At 72.8% G+C, this 18331-nt stretch carries 13 protein-coding genes; 2 read left to right on the top strand and 11 right to left on the bottom strand.

Going from position 1 to position 18331, the window contains the following annotated elements; translation table 11 throughout:
- Positions 1-2103, bottom strand: a 2103-nt coding sequence (locus tag E1283_RS02755; protein WP_132816173.1) for a GNAT family N-acetyltransferase, incomplete at its 3' end; no start/stop codon positions are given.
- Positions 2104-2191: 88 nt separating this feature from the next.
- Here E1283_RS02755 and E1283_RS02750 point away from each other — a divergent pair.
- Entirely contained in the window at positions 2192-2482 is a 291-nt protein-coding gene (locus tag E1283_RS02750) for an HPr family phosphocarrier protein (protein ID WP_132816170.1), read from the top strand.
- A gap of 124 nt (positions 2483-2606) precedes the next feature.
- On the opposite strand, the gene E1283_RS02745 is transcribed toward E1283_RS02750, so the two are convergent.
- The 3 genes from E1283_RS02745 to E1283_RS02735 form a co-directional block, all read right to left on the bottom strand.
- The gene (locus E1283_RS02745; RefSeq protein ID WP_132816168.1) at positions 2607-3284 is read right to left on the bottom strand and encodes a GntR family transcriptional regulator; all 678 of its coding nucleotides are present in this window, start codon (positions 3282-3284) and stop codon (positions 2607-2609) included.
- Positions 3285-3513: 229 nt separating this feature from the next.
- Positions 3514-4881 (bottom strand): M16 family metallopeptidase, encoded by a 1368-nt coding sequence (locus E1283_RS02740; protein ID WP_132816175.1) that lies wholly within the window; start codon positions 4879-4881, stop codon positions 3514-3516.
- A 17-nt stretch (positions 4882-4898) separates the two neighbouring features.
- Complete coding sequence (locus E1283_RS02735; RefSeq protein WP_132816166.1) at positions 4899-6251, bottom strand: M16 family metallopeptidase; 1353 nt, start codon at positions 6249-6251, stop codon at positions 4899-4901.
- Positions 6252-6424: 173 nt separating this feature from the next.
- On the opposite strand from E1283_RS02735, the gene E1283_RS02730 reads away from it, so the two are divergent.
- Entirely contained in the window at positions 6425-8872 is a 2448-nt protein-coding gene (locus tag E1283_RS02730) for a DNA gyrase/topoisomerase IV subunit A (protein WP_132816164.1), read from the top strand.
- Positions 8873-8878: 6 nt separating this feature from the next.
- On the opposite strand, the gene E1283_RS02725 is transcribed toward E1283_RS02730, so the two are convergent.
- The 7 genes from E1283_RS02725 to E1283_RS02695 all read right to left on the bottom strand — a co-directional run bounded on the left by E1283_RS02725 (position 8879) and on the right by E1283_RS02695 (position 18282).
- A complete protein-coding gene (locus E1283_RS02725; protein ID WP_132816162.1) occupies positions 8879-9976 on the bottom strand; it encodes a CobW family GTP-binding protein in 1098 nt (365 codons plus the stop codon).
- A gap of 37 nt (positions 9977-10013) precedes the next feature.
- On the bottom strand, positions 10014-12221 hold the full coding sequence (locus E1283_RS02720) for a glycosyl hydrolase family 28-related protein (RefSeq protein ID WP_132816160.1): 2208 nt from the start codon (positions 12219-12221) through the stop codon (positions 10014-10016).
- Positions 12222-12323: 102 nt separating this feature from the next.
- Positions 12324-13928: a glycoside hydrolase family 13 protein gene (locus E1283_RS02715; RefSeq protein WP_341829903.1), complete on the bottom strand. Its 1605-nt coding sequence runs from the start codon at positions 13926-13928 to the stop codon at positions 12324-12326.
- 27 nt (positions 13929-13955) lie between these two features.
- Positions 13956-14825: a carbohydrate ABC transporter permease gene (locus E1283_RS02710; RefSeq protein ID WP_132816156.1), complete on the bottom strand. Its 870-nt coding sequence runs from the start codon at positions 14823-14825 to the stop codon at positions 13956-13958.
- A 14-nt stretch (positions 14826-14839) separates the two neighbouring features.
- Positions 14840-15778, bottom strand: coding sequence for a carbohydrate ABC transporter permease (locus E1283_RS02705; protein WP_132816154.1), 939 nt, complete (start codon positions 15776-15778; stop codon positions 14840-14842).
- 1 nt (position 15779) lies between these two features.
- A complete protein-coding gene (locus tag E1283_RS02700) occupies positions 15780-17153 on the bottom strand; it encodes an ABC transporter substrate-binding protein (RefSeq protein WP_132816152.1) in 1374 nt (457 codons plus the stop codon).
- Between the two features lie 121 nt (positions 17154-17274).
- On the bottom strand, positions 17275-18282 hold the full coding sequence (locus E1283_RS02695) for a LacI family DNA-binding transcriptional regulator (RefSeq protein WP_132816150.1): 1008 nt from the start codon (positions 18280-18282) through the stop codon (positions 17275-17277).
- Positions 18283-18331 lie beyond the last annotated feature (49 nt).

Raw genomic sequence — 18331 nt, 5'->3', positions numbered from 1 at the left:
GCAAGCGTCAAATGTGTCTAAGAGACAGCCGTAGGCGGTGAGGATCCGGTGGGTGGCGGCCTGGTCGAGGGTGACGGTGCGGCGTGGGTCGGCGGCGTCGGCGACCAGTTCGGCCGCGGTGTCCTCGTCGATGTCGTCGAAGGCCGGGACGTGCCCGGAGTGGGCGGCGCCGGCCCGCCACTCGGCGTGGCCGACGGCCCTGGCGAGGGCGCGGACGGCGCGCTCGGCCGAGGGGTAGACGGGGATGCCGCGGGCGGTGAGCGCGGCGGCGAGGGCGTCCAGGGCGAGTTGGGCGACGACGACGGGCTTGCCGGCGCCGGTGTCGAGGAGCGCGGTGTGCAGCGCCGGGGCGAGGTCTTCGAGCAGCCGGTCGGTGTGGTCGGCGGCGGCGCCGGGGGTCTCGCCGACGGTGGGTACGACGGCGACGACCACGGCGTCCACGCCCGGGTCGGCGAGTGCGGTGGCGAGCGCGGCGCCGAAGTCGGCGGGGAGGGCGGCGGGGCCGAGGCCGTCCGGGTCGAGCGGGCGCAGCCGGTGGGCGCGGCAGGCGTCGTGGGCGACGAGGCCGAGCGCCTCGGCGTTGCTGACGACGGCGACGCGGGGGCCCTGGGGCAGCGGCTGGTGGGCCAGCAGCAGCCCGATGTCGAGGAGTTCGGTCGCGGTGTCGGCCTCGATGACGCCGGCCTGGCCGAGCAGCGCGGAGACGGTGGGCTCGGGGGTGTGGCTGGTGGGGACGGCGTGGCCGTGCGGCGGGAGGCCGCCGCTGTGCCGGCCGCCGCGCACCACGACGACGGGGGTGCCGGCGGCGGCGATGCGGCGGGCGAGCCGGGTGAACTTGCGGGGGTTGCCGACCGATTCGAGGTACAGCAGGGCGACGTCGGTGGCCGGGTCCTCGTCCCAGTACTGGAGGAGGTCGTTGCCGGAGAGGTCGGCGCGGTTGCCGGCGGAGACGAAGGTGGAGAGGCCGGCGCCGCGCCTGGCGAGCTCGTCCAGCACGGCGATGCCGATGGCGGCCGACTGGGTGAAGAGCCCGATCCGCCCCGTGGCGGGCAGCCGGGGTGCGGGGCTGGCGTTGAGCCGGACGGCGGGGTCCGTGTTGATCAGGCCGAAGGCGTTGGGGCCGACGAGCCGCATGCCGTGGGAGCGGGCGAGATGGACGAGCGCGCGCTGTTCGTCCCGGTCGTGGCCGGCGGCGAGCACGACGAGGCCGGCGACGCCGGCGGCGGCGCAGTCGGCGACGGCGCCGGCGACCCGGGGCGCGGGGACGGCCAGCACGGCGAGGTCGACCGGGGCGCCGATGTCCGCGACGGTGCGGTGGGCCGGCACGCCGCCGAGTTCGGTGGCGCCCTCGGGCAGCGCGGTGTTGACGGCGTACACGGGGCCGGTGAAGCCGCCGGCCAGCAGGCCGGCGAGCACGGTGCGGCCGGCACCGCCGGGGCGGCGGCCCACGCCGACGACGGCGACGGAGCCAGGGGCGAGGAGCCGCTGCACCGACCGGGCCTCGGCGCGCTGCTCGCGGGCGCGCATCACGGCGAGCGAGCGGGCGGTGGGCTCCAGGTCGAGGGTGAGATGCAGGGAGCCGTCGGCGAAGCTGCGCCGTTGGGAGTAGCCGGCGTCGGTGAACACCTTGGCCATCCTGGTGTTGGCGGGCAGCAGTTCGGCCTCGAAGCGGCGGATGTCGCGTTCGCGGGCGACGGCGGCCAGGTGTTCGAGCAGTACGGAGGCGAGGCCGCGGCCCTGGTGGGCGTCCTGGACGAGGAAGGCGACCTCGGCGCGGTCGGCGGGCTCGGTGGCGGCCCGGCCGTCCTCGTCGATCCGGTCGTAGCGCACCACGGCGAGGAACTCGCCGCCGACCGTGGCGGCGAGGCCGACCCGGTCCACGTAGTCGTGGTGGGTGAAACGGTGCACGTCACGGTCGGAGAGCCGGGGGTAGGGCGCGAAGAAGCGGTAGTACTTCGACTCGTCGGAGACCCGCTCGTAGAAGGCGACCAGACGGTCGGCGTCCGCCGGGGTGATGGGCCGCAGACGGGCCGTCCCGCCGTCGCGGAGCACGACGTCGGCCTCCCAGTGGGCGGGGTAGGGCGGCTGGGCGGGGGTCCGCATGGCTCCAAGCGTACGGTTGGGTCTGCCGGGACGGCGGCCCGGCCGACAGCACAACCGTTCCACCCTGTTCGAACCGAAGGGCACCATCATGGTTGAGCGCCGCGTCATCATCGGTTGGTCGGAGGGGCTGCACGCGCGGCCCGCCTCGATCTTCGTCCGGGCCGCGACGGCCACCGGCGTCCCGGTGACCATCGCCAGGAAGGGCGGCACCCCGGTGAACGCCGCGTCGATGCTCGCGGTGCTGAGCCTGGGGGCCGAGGGCGGCGAGGAGGTGGTGCTCGCGTCGGGCTCCGCCGACCCGGTGGCCGCCGAGGCGGCGATCGACCGGCTGGCGCGGTTGGTTTCCGAGGGGCTCGAAGAGCTTCCCGAAACGGTGTGACGCCACCCGTAATCAGTGTGTGAATGCCGCCGGAACCGATCCTGAATTCCAGGCATCGGTAATTGTCGGCCGCGAATCCAGCGACGGAATTCCCACGCTTTCACACAGGTGTATACGACCGCTGTTAAATCTGGCCGCGCACCGTGTTTACGGCAGGTTTCGGGCTTCTCACGGCGACCGTCCTGGCCTGTTTACGTGCCGGGGTCGACCGCTCCAGCTGGGCCGCGGCGAGCGCCCTGGCCCGCTCCGCGTCACCCCTGGCGATGGCGTCCACCAAGGCCCCCCGCTCCTGCCACTGCACCACCGCGCGGGAGAGCGGCTCACCCGTGTAGAGCCAGGTGATCTTGCGGCGCAGCTGCACCAGCATGGCGGTCAACCCCGGGCTGCAGGTGGCCTGGGCGACCGTCTCGTGGAACCAGTCGCCGAGCGACCTGAGGTCCGACTCCTGCCCCTGGCCTGCCCGCTGACGCCCGAGGCGCACGAGCCCGCGCAGGACCTTGAGGTGCGCCTCCGTGCGCCGCTGGGCGGCGCGCGCCGCGCCGAGCGGCTCCAACAGCGCCCGGACGTCGAGCAGATCGGCCGCCTCGCGCTCCCCCGGCTGCGCCACGCAGGCGCCGGCGTGCCGCCGCGAGGTGACGAAGCCCTCGGACTCCAGGGTGCGCAGAGCCTCCCGCACCGGCACCCGGGACACCCCGTAGCGCTGCGCCAGCTGCTCCTCGGCGAGCCGGGTGCCGGGGGGCAGGACACCGCTCACGATGTCGTCACGGATCGCCGTGCATACCGTGTGCGCGGAGATACGCATGACAAACCCCCACAGACATAGCCGGCCTCTGCCCTGTTGCATTTCTACCGGGTCACTCATCCGAACTGTATGGCAAAAACGCTGGAATGCCGATAGCACCCCTGGATAACCGGCGCCTTTCGGACGTTTACCCGAAAGGTCAACGGCGTCGAACTGGCGGGCGGACAGCACGCGGCCCCGGGGCGGACGGGAACCCCGGGGCCGGCGGTGGTCGGCGGCGGTCGACTTCTCAGCCGCCGATCACCGTCACCTCGCCGATGCCGAGCTCCCGCACCGGATCGGCGATCTTCGCCGCGTCGCCGACGAGGACGGTCACCAGCCGGTCCAGCGGGAAGGCGCGGACCACGGCCGCCGACGCCTCGACCGAGCCGGTCGCCGCCAACCGGGCGTAGAGCCGGGCCTGGTAGTCGTCGGGCAGCCCCTCCTCGACCTGGTCGGCGAGGGTGCCCGCGACGGCCGCCGCCGTCTCGAAGCTGAGCGGCGCCACGCCCACCAGGAACTGCACCGCGGCGTCCCGCTCCTCGTCCGTCAGCCCCTCGGCCGCCAGGGTGCGCAGCACCTGGAAGAGGTCGTCGAGCGCCGGCCCGGTCTTGTCGGACTCCACCGAGCCGCGGATGCCGAGCAGCGAGAGGCCGGTGCCGTCGGCCCTGGACTGCAGCACCTGGGCGAAGGCCCGGATGCCGTAGGTGTAGCCCTTCTCCTCGCGCAGCACCCGGTCGAGCCGGGAGGTGATGGTGCCGCCGAGGCAGTAGACGCCGAGCCGCTGCGCGGCCCACACCGGGTCGTGCCGGTCGGGCCCGGTGCGGGCGATCAGCAGCTGGGTCTGCACGGAACCCGGCCGGTCGACGATGACGACCCGGGCGGAGTCGTCGGCGACGGCCTGCTGCCAGACGGGCGCGGCCGGCGGCCGGCCGGTCCAGGAGCCCAGGGTGTCCTTGAGGACCGCGTCCAGGTCGATGCCGGTGAGGTCGCCGACGACCACCGCGGTGGCCGAGGCGGGCCTGACGTGCGCGTCGTAGAAGGTGCGCACGGACTTGGCGTCGATCCGCTCGACGGTCGCCGCCGTGCCCTGCCGGGGCCTGGACATCCGCGCGTCGGCGGGGAACAGCGTGTCGTAGAGCGCCACGGCGGCCCGCCGGCCCGGGTTGGCCAGCTCGTGCGGGATCTCGTCGAGCCGGTTGGCGACCAGCCGCTCGATCTCGTGCTCGGGGAAGGCGGGCGCGCGCAGCGCGTCGGCGAGCAGCCCCAGGGCCCGGTCGAGCCGGGAGGCCGGGACCTCGAGGGAGACCCGGACGCCCGGGTGGTCGGCGTGGGTGTCCAGGGTGGCGCCGCAGCGCTCCAGCTCGGCCGCGTACTCCTCGGCGGTGTGCCGGTCGGTGCCCTCGGACAGGGCGCGGGCCATGATCGTGGCCACGCCCTCGATGCCGGCCGGCTCCGCGGCCAGCGGCGCGGCCAGGTTGAGCTCGACGGCGATGACGCGCTGGCCGGGACGGTGACTGCGCAGCACCGTCAGGCCGTTGGACAGGGTGGAGCGCTCGGGGGCCGGGAACGCCCAGGGCCTGGGGTCGCCGCCGGCCGGCCGCGGGTGGAGCTGCATGCTGGCGATGGCGTCACTCACTGGTCGTCCGCCCCTTCGGTGTCGTCGTCGGCCTCGGTCTGGTCCTCGTCGGAGCCGGTGGGCTCGTAGACCAACACCGCCCGGTTGTCGGGGCGCAGCCGCGCCGCGGCCGCCTCCCGCACCTCGTCCGGCGTGATCTCCAGGATCCGGCGCACGGCGGTCAGCGCGAGCTGCGGGTCGCCGAAGAGCACCGCGTACTTGCACAGCTCGTCGGCGCGGCCGCCGACGGTGGCGAGCCGGTCGAGCCACTCGCGCTCCAGCTGGGCCTGGGCGCGCTCCATCTCCTCCGGGGTCGGGCCCTCCTCGGCGAACCTGGCGAGCTCCTCGTCGACGGCGGTCTCGATGCCGTCGATCCGGGCGTCACCCGAGGTCTTGACGTCGAGCCAGCCCATCGAGGGCGCGCCGGCGAGCCGCAGCATCCCGAAACCGGCGGAGACCGCCGTGCGGTCGTGCCGCACCAGCCGGTTGTGCAGCCGGGAGGACTCGCCGCCGCCGAGCACGGTGAGCGCCAGGTCGGCGGCGTCGGCCTCGCGGCTGCCGTCGTGCGGCAGCCGGTAGGCCGCCATCAGGGCGCGGGACGGGACGTCCTCCTCCAGCAGTTCACGCACCTCGGCGCCCATCACGTCGGGCAGGGCGCCGTCCCGCGGCGGGCGCTTGCCGTCGTGGGAGGGGATGGAGCCGAAGTACTTCTCGATCCAGGCCAGGGTCCGCTCGGGGTCGATGTCGCCGACCACCGAGAGCACCGCGTTGTTGGGCGCGTAGTAGGTGCGGAAGAACTCCCTGGCGTCCTCCAGGGAGGCGGCGTCCAGGTCGGCCATGGAGCCGATGGGGGTGTGGTGGTAGGGGTGGCCCTCGGGGAAGACCATGGCGGTCAGCTTCTCGAAGGCCGTGCCGTAGGGCACGTTGTCGTAGCGCTGGCGGCGCTCGTTCTTCACCACGTCGCGCTGGTTCTCCATGGACTCCTCGTCCAGCGCGGCGAGCAGGGTGCCCATCCGGTCGGCCTCGAGCCACAGGGCCAGCTCCAGCTCGTGGGCCGGCATGGTCTCGAAGTAGTTGGTCCGCTCGAAGCTCGTGGTGCCGTTGAGCGAGCCGCCGGCGGACTGGATGAGCTCGAAGTGACCGTTGCCCTTGACTTGTTGCGACCCCTGGAACATCAGGTGCTCGAAGAGGTGGGCGAGCCCGGTGCGGCCCGCGACCTCGTGCCGGGAGCCCACGTCGTACCAGAGGCAGACGGCGGCCACCGGGGTGAGATGGTCCTCGGAGAGCACCACGCGCAGCCCGTTGTCCAGCCTGTGTTCGGTCGCGGTGAGCCCGCCGGCGGTATCCTGCGGGATGGCCGTGTGGCCCATGGGCGTGAGGTCCCTTCGCTCGGACGGTCCGGTTGTCTGTCGGATGTCCTGTCACCTTATGCAAGGTGAGCCGGGGTGTGCGATGCGATCGGTGGTTGGTACCCGGCTGTCGGTGGCGAGGTCCACAATGGTCGCCAGCACACCGTCCAGTCGTACGAAGGAGTCCCCGCGCGATGGCCCGCCGCAGTACGCCGACCCCGCCTCCGGAGGATTTCGAGGAGCGCATCCTCGACATCGACGTCGTCGATGAGATGCAGGGCTCCTTCCTCGAGTACGCCTACTCGGTCATCTACGCCCGGGCCCTGCCGGACGCGCGGGACGGGTTGAAGCCGGTGCAGCGTCGAATCCTGTACCAGATGCACGACATGGGGCTGCGCCCCGATCGCGGCCACGTCAAGTGCGCCCGGGTGGTCGGCGAGGTGATGGGCAAGCTGCACCCGCACGGCGACTCGGCCATCTACGACGCGCTGGTGCGGATGGCCCAGCCGTTCTCGATGCGCCTCCCGCTGGTGGACGGCCATGGGAACTTCGGTTCGTTGGGGAACGACGACCCGCCGGCCGCCATGCGGTACACGGAGTGCCGTTCGTCGCCGGTGGCCGGCCTGATGGTCAGCGGAATCGACGAGGACACGGTCGACTTCTCCCCCAACTACGACGGCAGCGAGCAGGAGCCGGTGGCGCTGCCCGCCGCCTACCCCAACCTCCTGGTGAACGGGTCGAGTGGCATCGCCGTCGGCATGGCCACCAACATGCCGCCGCACAACCTGGGCGAGGTCGTCGCCGCCGCCCGCCACCTGATCCGGTATCCGAACGCCGACCTGGCCGCCCTGATGCGTTTCATCCCGGGGCCCGACCTGCCGACCGGCGGCCGGATCGTCGGGCTCGACGGCGTGCGGGACGCGTACGAGACGGGGCGCGGCACCTTCCGGATCCGGGCCACGGTCGCGGTGGAGAAGGTCACGGCCCGGCGGATGGGCCTGGTGGTCACCGAGCTGCCGTTCACGGTCGGCCCGGAGAAGGTCGTCGGCAAGATCAAGGACCTGGTCAACGCGAAGCGGCTGCAGGGCATCGCGGACGTCAAGGACCTGACGGACCGTGAGCACGGGCTGCGGCTGGTGATCGAGGTCAAGAACGGGTTCGTCCCCGAGGCGGTGCTGGCCCAGCTCTACAAGCTGACGCCGATGGAGGAGACCTTCGGCATCAACAACGTGGCCCTGGTGGACGGCCAGCCGCTCACCATGGGCCTGCGGGAGCTCCTCGAGGTCTACGTCGACCACCGCTTCGAGGTGGTCAGGCGGCGCAGCGAGTACCGGCGGGGCAGACGCCGGGACCGGCTGCACCTGGTCGAGGGCCTGCTGGTGGCGCTCGTCGACATCGACGAGGTGATCCGGCTCATCAGGTCCAGCGAGAACGCGTCGGAGGCGAAGGACGCGCTGATGGCGCGGTTCGAGCTGTCCGAGACGCAGACCCAGTACATCCTGGACACCCCGCTGCGCCGGCTCACCCGGTTCGACCGGATCGAGCTGGAGTCGGAGCGGGACCGGCTCACGGCCGAGATCGAGGAGTTGACCCGGATCCTGGAGTCGGACGCGGAGCTGCGCAAGCTCGTCTCGGCCGAGCTGGCCGAGGTGGCCAAGAAGTTCGGCACCCCGCGCCGCACCCAGCTCGCCGAGGCGGAGGGCGCGGCCGTCGAGGTGCTGCCGTTGGAGGTGTCGGACGACCCCTGCCGGGTGCTGCTGTCCTCCACGGGCCTGCTGGCGCGCACGCCCGACGAGCAGCCCGTCTTCGACGAGAACGCGCGCCGGGTGAAGCACGACGTGGTGGTCTCGGCGGTGCCCTCCACCACGCGCGGCGAGATCGGGGTGGTCACCTCGGAGGGCCGGCTGCTCAGGTTGAACGTGGTGGATCTGCCGATGCTGCCGCACAGCGCCGCCTCGCCCAACCTGTCGGGCGGGGCCCAGGTCGCGGAGTTCCTGACGCTCCACCCGGAGGAGCGGGTGATCTGTCTGACCACCCTCGACGAGTCCTCGCCCGGGCTCGCGATCGGCACCGAGCAGGGCGTGGTGAAGCGGGTGGTGCCCGACTACCCGGCGAACAAGGACGAGTTGGAGGTCATCACCCTCAGGGACGGCGATGTGATCGTCGGCGCGGCCGAGTTGCGCACCGGCGAGGAGGACCTCGTCTTCATCACGGACGACGCGCAACTGTTGCGCTACCCGGCCTCCCAGGTGCGGCCGCAGGGCCGGCCGGCGGCCGGCATGGCCGGCGTCAAGCTGACGGACGGCGCGAAGGTGATCTCCTTCACGGCGGTGGATCCGGCGAGCGAGGCCGCGGTGTTCACCGTGGCGGGCGGCAGCGGCACCCTGGACGACTCGCTCGCCACGGCCAAGCTGACACCGTTCGACCAGTACCCGCGGAAGGGCCGGGCCACCGGCGGGGTGCGCTGCCAGCGGTTCCTGAAGGGCGAGGAGCGGCTGACGTTCGCCTGGGCGGGCACCATGCCGGGGCGGGCGGCCACGTCGACGGGCGCGCCCGTCGACCTGCCGGAGCCCGACCCCCGCAGGGACGGCTCGGGCACGCCGATCGGCCGGCCGGTCGCGGTCGTCGCCGGCCCGGTGTAGCGGCGGCTAGTCGACGGCCGGCGGCTCGCCACCGGGCTCGGTCTCGGGCTCGGGCTCGGGCTCGGTGACGTCCTCCGGGTCGTCGACGTACCGCAGCACCTCCCACATGCCGTTGCGCGCGGGGTCGGCCCCGGCCGGCCCCGCCGCGACGCAACCGGCCAGCTCCTTGCGCAGCGCCTCGGGATCGATGCCGGCGCCGATGAGCACCAGGCGGGTCGTGCTGTCGGCGTCGGCCGCCGGGTAGAAGCGCAGGAAGCGGCCGACGGCGTGCAGTTGGTAGCGCTCGGGGCGCGGCCCCGCGGCCAGGGTGACGAAGCCCTTGACGCGGTAGAGGCCGGTCGGCCTGGTGTCCAGGAAGCGCATCAGCGGGCGCGGGTCGAGCGGGGTCTCGCTGGTGAACGCCACGCTGTCGTAGGCGGTGTGCGGGTGGTCGTGCCCCGCGTCGGCCTCGTCGTCCTCGTCGTCGTGCGCCAGGTCGGCGAACGAGAGCTGCCGGAAGCCGGCGTCCGGCACGCCGAGGCCGGCGCGGGCGGCGTCCCGGTCGAAGAACAGGCCGGGGTCGACGCGGCCCCCGGCCGCCGGCACCACGGGGGCGCCGGCGGCGAGGTCGGTGAGCGCGGCGAGTTGGGCGCGCCACTCGGCCTCCGGGACCCGGTCGGTCTTGTTGAGCACCACCAGGTCGGCGGCGCCCGGGTGCCGGGTCCCGTCCGGCTCGGCGGCGTCCACCACCTGCACCAGGCCGCCGTAGACGATCCGCCGGTCCCCGCTGGCCAGGATCATCCGGACCAGGCTGGGCGGCTCGGCGAGGCCGCTGGCCTCCACCACGATCAGGTCGATGCGCGCGGCCGGGTCGGCCAGCCGGTCGAGCGCCGCGTCCAGGTCCTCGGTGTCCACGGCGCAGCACAGGCAGCCGTTGTCGAACGAGGCCATGGCGTCGACCTGCCCGGCGACCAGCATCGCGTCGACCGGGATGCTGCCGAAGTCGTTGACGACGGCACCGATCCGCACCCCCTCGCGGTTGCGCAGCAGGTGGTTGAGCAGCGTGGTCTTCCCCGCCCCGAGGAAGCCCGCCAGCACGACGACGGGGATCCGGCTGGTGGTCATGGCCGCCACGATAGTCGTGGCGGCCGACCCTCTCGTGCTAGCGGCGGTAGATCTCGAGCTCGCTCAGCTGGCCGGCCGGCCAGCCGGTGTTGGCGCCGAACGTGAGCTGGAGGTAGCGGACGGCGGTGCCGGTCGGCAGCGCCTGGGTGGTCTGGTTGCCGCTCACGGGGTTGAAGGTGTACCCGCGTTGCGACACGAGTTCGCCGAGCGCGCCGGGCTGGTCGCCGCCGCGCACGGTGATGGTCTGGGTGCGGGTGCCCCAGGCGGCCGGGGTGGGCAGCCTGAGGACGAGCCGGCCGACCTCGGTGGCCTGGCCGAGGTCGACGGTCAGCGTCTGGGGGAAGGCGTTGTTGGCGCTCTCCCAGTAGGTCTCGGGGTTGCCGTCGACGGCCCGCTGCCCGGTGTAGACGTCGGTGTGGCTGCTCACGGTGACCGGGCGGCCGGCGGCCAGGTTGCGGTCCGGGTCGGGCTCCTGGGGCGGCTCGCCGGGCTGGGGCCAGCTGGTGCAGTCGGTCCACTCGGTGTCCCAGCCGCTGTTGCCGCCGCCGTCGGTGAGGGTGAGCGGGGCGCGGTCGGTCGGGAACGGGCAGTTGTAGACGCCGGCGGAGCCGACGCCGGTCGCGGTCACGCCGCTGAGGGTGGCGCGTCCTGTGGTCTCCGCCTGCACCACGACGGTGCCGACGTTCTCGATCCTGGCCCGGTTGACCGTCACGTTGTCGGTGGCGAGCCCGGTGCCGCTGCCCGAGACGAACTGGATGGCGCTCCAGGGGCTGTCGAGGATGGTGGTGTCGGTGATCTGGACGTTGGCGGTGATGGCGTGGTTGTAGGCGTCGACGCGGAGCGCGGACATCGGGTGGTTCCAGTTGGGGTTGAGCGCCCCGGCGCGCTGGAGCGTGTTGCCCTCCACCCGGATGGTGCCGGCCAGCGGGAAGAACGGCTGGAGGAACGCCTGGTTGGAGATGGCGAGGCCGCTGCCGAGGGCGTTGGTGTCGCGGACCAGGTTGCCGCGGACGGTGATGTTCTCGCCGCCGTAGATCGCGATGCCGTTGGCGAGGTTGGGCTGGACGACGGTGTTGTTCTCGAACACCGAGTTCCGGTTGAGGGCCGGCAGGGACCACATGGCGAGGGCGTCGTCGCCGGTGTTGCGCACGTAGTTGTTCCGGACGGTGATGCCGTTGGCGTTGCCGTTGAGGTTGAGTCCGTCGGCGGCCATGTCGAGGATGCGGTTGTTCTCGACGACCAGGTTGTCGTTGGCGCCGGTGAGCCAGAGGCCGACCTTGAGGTGCTGGAGCCACATCCCCGAGACCGAGGAGTTGGCGCCGAGGTTGCCGTTGACGAAGTTGTCGGGATTGGAGTCGACGCGCTCGGTGACGTCGCCGATGACGGCGAAGTCGCGGATGTGCACGTTGCCCGGCGAGGAGCCCTGGTTGACGAACCGTGAACTGCGCACCACCGAGTGCCAGCTGCCGGCGCCGCGGAGGGTGACGTTCTCGACGTAGATCGGCTGGGTGAGGCGGTAGGTGCCCGGCGGGATCCACACGGTGCCGCCGCGGCCCTCGGCGACGGCCTGGGTGAACGCCTGGGTGGAGTCGGCCACCCCGGTCGGGTCGGCGCCGCGGCTGGTGACGCTGAGTGAGCCGGCGGGCTGTTGGGCGGGGGCCGCGACCTGCTCGAAGTCGGCGGTGTCGATCACGTAGGGCCCGGCGCTGTCGCCGGCGTCGACCTGGAGCGTGACCGTGTCGCCCGCGGCGAGGTCGCGGCCGAGCGGGAACCTGCCGTGGGCGAAGAAGTGGTGGGTCTTGGAGCCCTGGATCCAGGGCGCGTCGAAGTAGGTGTGGCGGGAGGTGACGTCGAGGCGGCGGTCCAGCTTCTGTCCGTTGACGTACACGGAGAGGGTGCCGCTCGCGCCGTCCGGGATGTTGTAGGCGAAGGTGACGGCGTTGGCGGGCGCGGTCAGGGTGAAGGTGACGCGCTGGCCGGCGGCCAGCCGCACCGCGCGGCGGCCCGACGCCTCGGAGGCGACGGTGCCCTGGGTGTGATCAGGGCCGACGGCGGTGCCGTTGTGCTGGGCGGCCTCGGCCTCCTGGGTGACGAAGGGGACGGTGGCGCCCGCGGCGACGGAGACGTCGCCCTGGGCTTCGGCGGCCCCGGCGGGCGCGGTGGTCGCCAGGGTGGAGAGGAGCGCGGCGCAGACGGCGGCGGCGAGGGCCGCGAGTGGCCGTCGTCCGCCATGTGGTGGGGTCACGTCGTTCCTTCCGTGGAGTTCGGCTGTGCGGTGCGGGAACGGTGCGTGCTGAACGGCGGTACGTGCGGTACGTGCTGCTGTGCGGTGCCGGGCGGCGCGGGGTCAGCCGCGCAGCCAGGCGGCGGTGTCCTGTGGCAGCCGGCCGGCGTCGTCCAGTGGGCCGGACGTCAGCAGGACCTCCGAGTGGGGCGGTGGCGTGGCGGGCTCGGCGGCCAGGTTGACCGCGCAGATCAGCCCGTCGGGCAGGGCGAAGGCGAGCAGTCCAGGCGCGGTGGGCAGCCAGCGCAGCCCGTCGGCCGCGGCCGGCGCCCCGGCGCGGCGCAGCCGGAGCGCGGTGCGGTAGAGGCTGAGCATGGAGTGGGGGTCGGCCGCCTGCCGGTCCACGGTGTAGGGCGCCCAGTCGGCCGGCTGCGGCAGCCAGGTGGTGGGGCCGCCGAAGCCGTAGGGCGGTTCCGTGCCCTCCCAGGGCAGTGGCACCCGGCAGCCGTCGCGGCCCGGGTCGATCCCGCCGGAGCGGTCGTGCATCGGGTCGACGATGCGGTCGCGCGGCACCTCGGCCTCCGGCAGGCCGCGTTCCTCGCCCTGGTAGAGGTAGACGGCGCCGGGCAGGGCGAGGGTGAGGAGCGCGGCGGCCCTGGCGCGGCGGGTGCCGAGGGCCGGGTCGGTGGGGGTGCCGAAGCGCTTGGCGGCGAAGTCGAACCCGGTGTCGGCGCGGCCGTAGCGGGTGACGGTGCGGGTCACGTCGTGGTTGCTGAGCACCCAGGTGGCGGGCGCGCCGACGCCGGCGTGCGCGGCGAGCGTCGCGTCGATGGAGCGGCGCAGCCGGTCGGGGTCCCAGGGGCAGGCGAGGAAGTCGAAGTTGAAGGCGGTGTGCAGTTCGTCGGGGCGCAGGTAGCGGGCGAAGCGCTCGACGTCCGGCAGCCAGAGTTCGCCGATCAGCACGCCGTCGTAGCGGTCGGCGAGGGCGCGCCAGGCGCGGTAGACGTCGTGCAGCTCGTCCCGGTCGACGTAGGGGTGCGGGTCGTGCTGGGGGTCGAAGTCCGGGAGTTCGGGGTCCTTGGCGAGCAGCGCCGCGGAGTCGATCCGGATGCCGGCGGCGCCGCGTTCGAACCAGAACCGCAGCACGTCCTCGTGCTCGGCACGGACCTCGGGGTGCGACCAGTCGAGGTCGGGCTGTTCCGGCGCGAACAGGTGCAGGTACCACTCCCCCGGGGTGCCGTCGGGTTCGGTGGTGCGGCTCCAGGCGGGGCCGCCGAACTCGGACCGCCAGTCGTTGGGCGGCCGTTCGCCGCCCGGGCCGCGCCCGGGGCGGAAGTGGAAGCGGGCCCGCTCGGGGCTGCCGGGCGGCGCGGCGAGCGCGGCCCGGAACCAGCGGTGCTCGGCCGAGACGTGGTTGGGGACGACGTCCACGATGGTGCGCAGGCCGAGCCGGTCGGCCTCGGTGATCAGCTTCTCCGCCTCGGCCAGGGTGCCGAACGCGGGGTCGATGGCGCGGTAGTCCGCGACGTCGTAGCCGCCGTCGGCGAGCGGCGAGACGTACCAGGGGGTGAACCACAGCGCCTCGACGCCGAGGTCGGCCAGGTAGGGCAGTCTGGCCCGGACGCCGGCCAGGTCGCCGGTGCCGTCGCCGTCGCCGTCGGCGAAGCTGCGGATGTACACCTGGTAGATGGCGGCGCTGCGCCACCAGTCGCTGGCTTGGTGCGGCACGGAGTGGGGTTCCTTTCCGGTGATCGCTCAGCCCTTGATTCCGCCGGCGGTCAGGCCGGCGATGATGTGGCGCTGGAAGACCAGGAAGAGCAGGACCAGGGGGATGCTGGCCAGGACGAGCCCGGCGATGAGCAGGTTGAGCGAGGTGCTGTCGGAGATCCGCTGGAGGTAGACCGTGATCGGTTGCCTCGCCGGGTCGGGCAGCACCACGAGGGGCCAGAGGAAGTCGCGCCAGAGCGCGGTGACGGAGAGGATCGACACCACGGCGATGATCGGGCGGGAGAGCGGCAGCACGATCCGCCGGAGCACGGTGAGCGGTCCCGCGCCGTCGATGCGTGCCGCGTCGAGGAGTTCGCCGGGTATCCGGTCGAAGAAGTTCTTGAGGACGTAGATGTTGAACGCGTTGGCGGCGGCCGGCAGCCAGACCGCGGCCGGGTTGTTGACCAGGTTGAGGCCGAGCAGCGGCACGTCGGTGACGGTCAGGTAGGTCGGCACCAGCAGCACGGTGGCCGGGACCATCAGGGTGACCAGCATCAGCCCGAGCACCAGGCCACCGAACCGCGGCCGGAGGCGGGAGAGCGCGTAGGCGGCCGGCAGTTGGATCGCGAGCCCGAGCAGCCAGGCGCCGCCGATGAGGGTGAGGGTGTTGCCGAAGTAGCGCGCGAGGTCGAGCCGGTTCCAGGCGTCCGTGTAGGTGTCCGGGTGCCACTCCTCCGGCACGTAGGTGGGCGGGTTCCTGGCGAGTTCGGGCGAGCTCTTCATGCCGCCGGTCACCATCCAGTAGAGCGGGATGACGAAGGCCAGGGTGAACAGCAGCAGGGTGACGGCGAACAGGGACCAGTAGACGAGCCGGCCGCGGCGCGTCCGGAGGGCGGCCGGGCGGACCAGGGTGCGCATGGACGACCTCCCGTTCAGTCGGCCCGGCCGCGGGTGACCCGCAGGTAGGCGGCGGAGAAGACGGCGAGGACGAGGAGCAGCAGCAGGCTCATGGCGCTCGCCGCGCCGAAATCGTGGTGGACGAACGCGTAGCGGTAGACGAGCAGCATCACGGTGACGGTGGAGTCCTGCGGGCCGCCGCCGGTCATCACGAAGGGCTCGGTGAACACCTGCATGGTGGCCACCACCTGGAGGAGCAGCAGCATGAGGATGACGAAGCGGGTCGCCGGGACGGTCACGTGCCACAGCCGCCGCCAGATCCCGGCGCCGTCCAGCTCGGCGGACTCGTAGAGCTCGCCGGGGATGGTCTGGAGGGCGGCCAGGTAGATCAGGGTGGCGGTCCCCATGTTGGCCCAGGTGGAGACGATGACCAGCGAGATCAGGGCGGTGTCCGGGGAGTTGGTCCACTGCGAGGTGGGCAGCCCGGCGGTGCCGAGCACCTCGTTGATCAGCCCGCCCTCCGGCTGGTAGAACCAGCGCCACATCAGGGCCACCACGACGGGGGGCAGCATCACCGGCAGGTAGACGAGGACCCTGAAGTAGGCGCGGGCGTGCCGGAACTCGTTGATCAGCACGGCGGCCACGAACGGCACGCCGAAGCCGAGCACCAGGGCGTAGAGGGTGAAGAGGGCGCTGTTGCGCCAGGCGGTGGCGAACAGCGGGTCGTCGAGGACGTGGCGGAAGTTCTCCAGGCCGACCCAGCTGGAGCCGCGGACGAAGTTCACCTCCTGGAAGGCGAGGACCACGTTCCTGACGACCGGGTACCAGGCGAAGACCGCGAAGACCAGCAGCGCGCCGCACAGGAACCCGTAGGCGGTGAGCTGTTCGGCCAGCCGCCGCCTGACGGCCGGGGCCGCGGCCGGGGTGGGCGCGGCGACCGGCTTGGGCGCGTTGGCCGGGGCGCGGAGGGCCATCTCAGGAGGCGCCGTAGATCCGGTCGACCTGCTGCGCCGCGTCGGCGAGCACCGCGTCGACGTCCGTGTCGCGCTCGGTCAGCACGGCCTGCATGACGTTGTCGAGGATCGCGTAGACCTCCTGGGCCCGGGGCGGCTCGATCCGGCCCTCGATCTCGGGGGCCGCTTCCATGAAGGGCGCGACGTGCTCCACCGGGACGTTGGCGTACTGCTCCTTGAGCGCCTCGACCGCGTCCCTGGTCTCGCCGGCGATCCAGATGTCGGGGGTGGGCGGCATCGGGAGGCCGACCGGCAGCCCGTCGTCGCGGCTCTCCTGGATGCGGCGCTCGATCTCGTCCGGGTTGACGAAGCGCCACTGGAGCCAGGTGAGGGCGGCGTCGATCTGCTCGGGCGTGGCGTTGGCGTTGATCATGTAGCCCTCGCCGCCCAGGAGGGTGGCCTGCCCGTCGGGGATGGGGGCGAGGCCCAGGTTCTCGTAGGAGCCCTCGTACTGCCTGACCAGGGTGGGCAGGTTGTCCGGGGCGGCTATGTACATGCCCAGCTGTCCGGCGCCCATCTGGATCATCAGGTCCTCGCAGGAGCGGAGTTGGTCGCTGCCCATCGAGTCGTCCTCCCAGCGCATGGCCTGGAGGGTGCGCAGCAGCTCGCGCGCCGGGGCGGCGTCGAAGGCGGCGCGGTGGGAGTCGCCGGCGGGCTCGGCGACGAGGCCGCCCCGCGAGTAGATCTCGGCGGTCAGGTGCCAGCCGCCGGTGTTGTCGATGGTGCACTCGCCGTAGCCCGTGACGCCGCCGCCGAGGTCGGCGATGGCGTCGGCGGCCTCGCGGACCTCGTCCCAGGTGGTCGGGGGCGCGTCGGGATCGAGGCCGGCGCGCTCGAAGAGGTCGCGGTTGTAGAGCAGGCCCATCGAGTAGTTGGCGGTGGGGACGCCGTACTGGCGGCCCTCCTCGTCCTGGAAGACCTGGTGGAGTTCGGGCCGCACCTGGTCGAGCTGGGGGACGTCGGCGAGGTGGTCGGTAATGTCGGCGGCGTAGCCCTGCTCGATGATGCCGGCGGGGTCGGTGAAGTAGACGTAGAAGACGTCCTCCAGGTCGCCGCCGGCGACCCGGGTGTTGAACGTCTCGGGCTCCATGAACCCCTCGTGCGGAACGATGTCGATGTCCGGGTGCGCCTCCTCGAACGCCGCGATCTCGGCCAGGAAGACCCGCAGTTCACGCTCGTCGGTGCCGGGGGGCTGGCCGTTGATGTCGAGCCGGATCCGCCCGTCGTCGCCGGTGGCGCCGTCACCCGAGGAACAGGCGACCAGGGCGAGCGGGAGGACGAGGGCGGTGGCGGTCGCGAGGCGGACGCGGAGGCGCCGGTGCGCGCTGCGTGACATGAGAGACCCCTTCGTCGGCATGGCACGGCATGACCACAGAGTGGCGCACACTCAACCATCGGAGTCAGCAGCGCGCAATATCCTGCGCGTAAATGGAAAAAACTTGACTACACGGTGCTGGTCAGCGGGGTGCCGGCCCCGTCGACTCGCGGACCACCAGCTCCGGCTCGAACAGCAACTCGTCGCGGGCCACGTCGCGGCCCCCGAACTGCGCCACCAGCATCTCGACGGCCGCCCGGCCCATCGCCTCGATCGGCTGCCGCACCGTGCTCAGCGGCGGCGAGGTGCAGGTCATCAGCGCCGAGTCGTCGAATCCCACCACGGACAGGTCGGCCGGCACGCCGAGCCCGCGCCGCCGGGCCGCGCGCACCGCGCCCAGCGCGATCACGTCGCTGGCGCAGATCACGCCGGTGACCCCGCGCTCCAGCAGGGTCGCGGTGGCCGCCTGCCCGCCCTCCAGCGTGTACATCGCCCTGGCCACCAGGTCGTCGGGCAGCTCGCGGCCGCCGGCCGCCGCCACCGCGCGGGCGGCCGCCAGCTTGCGCTGGGACGGCACGTGGTCGCCAGGGCCGAGCACCAGGCCGATCCGCTCGTGGCCCAACGAGGCCAGGTGCCGCCACGCCTGTTCGGCCGCCACCGCGTCGTCGCAGGAGACCTGGGGGAAGCCAAGTCCCGGCACGGAGGCGTTGATCAGCACCACCGGCAGCCGCCGCTCGGCAAGCAGCCGGTAGTGGTCGTGCGAGGCGTCCGCCTGCGCGTACCGGCCGCCGGCGAACACCACGCCGGAGACCTGCTGTTGGAGCAGCAGGTCGACGTAGTCCGTCTCCTGCACGCCGCCCGGGGTCTGGGTGCACAGCACGGGGACCAGGCCGCGCTGGGCCAGCACTCCGCCGAGCACCTCGGCGAACGCCGGGAAGATCGGGTTGCTCAGCTCGGGGAGCACCAGGCCGACCAGGCGGCCGCGTTCCCCGCGCAGCTGGGTGGGCCGCTCGTAGCCGAGCACGTCGAGCGCCGTGAGGACGGCCTGGCGAGTGGCCTCGGAGACGCCGGGCTTGCCGTTGAGCACCCGGCTGACCGTGGCCTCGCTGACCCCCACCTTCTGCGCGACCTGCGCAAGTCGTCGTGTCATGGGCGCAAGAATAATGTAAGCAACGCAAACTACTTGCGTCACCCCCGGA

This window comes from Streptomyces hainanensis (assembly GCF_004348415.1).
Taxonomy (GTDB): Bacteria; Actinomycetota; Actinomycetes; order Streptomycetales; family Streptomycetaceae; genus Streptomyces; species Streptomyces hainanensis.
The sequence above is the reverse complement of the archived record's forward strand: the minus strand, read 5'-3'. Positions and strand labels throughout refer to the sequence as shown.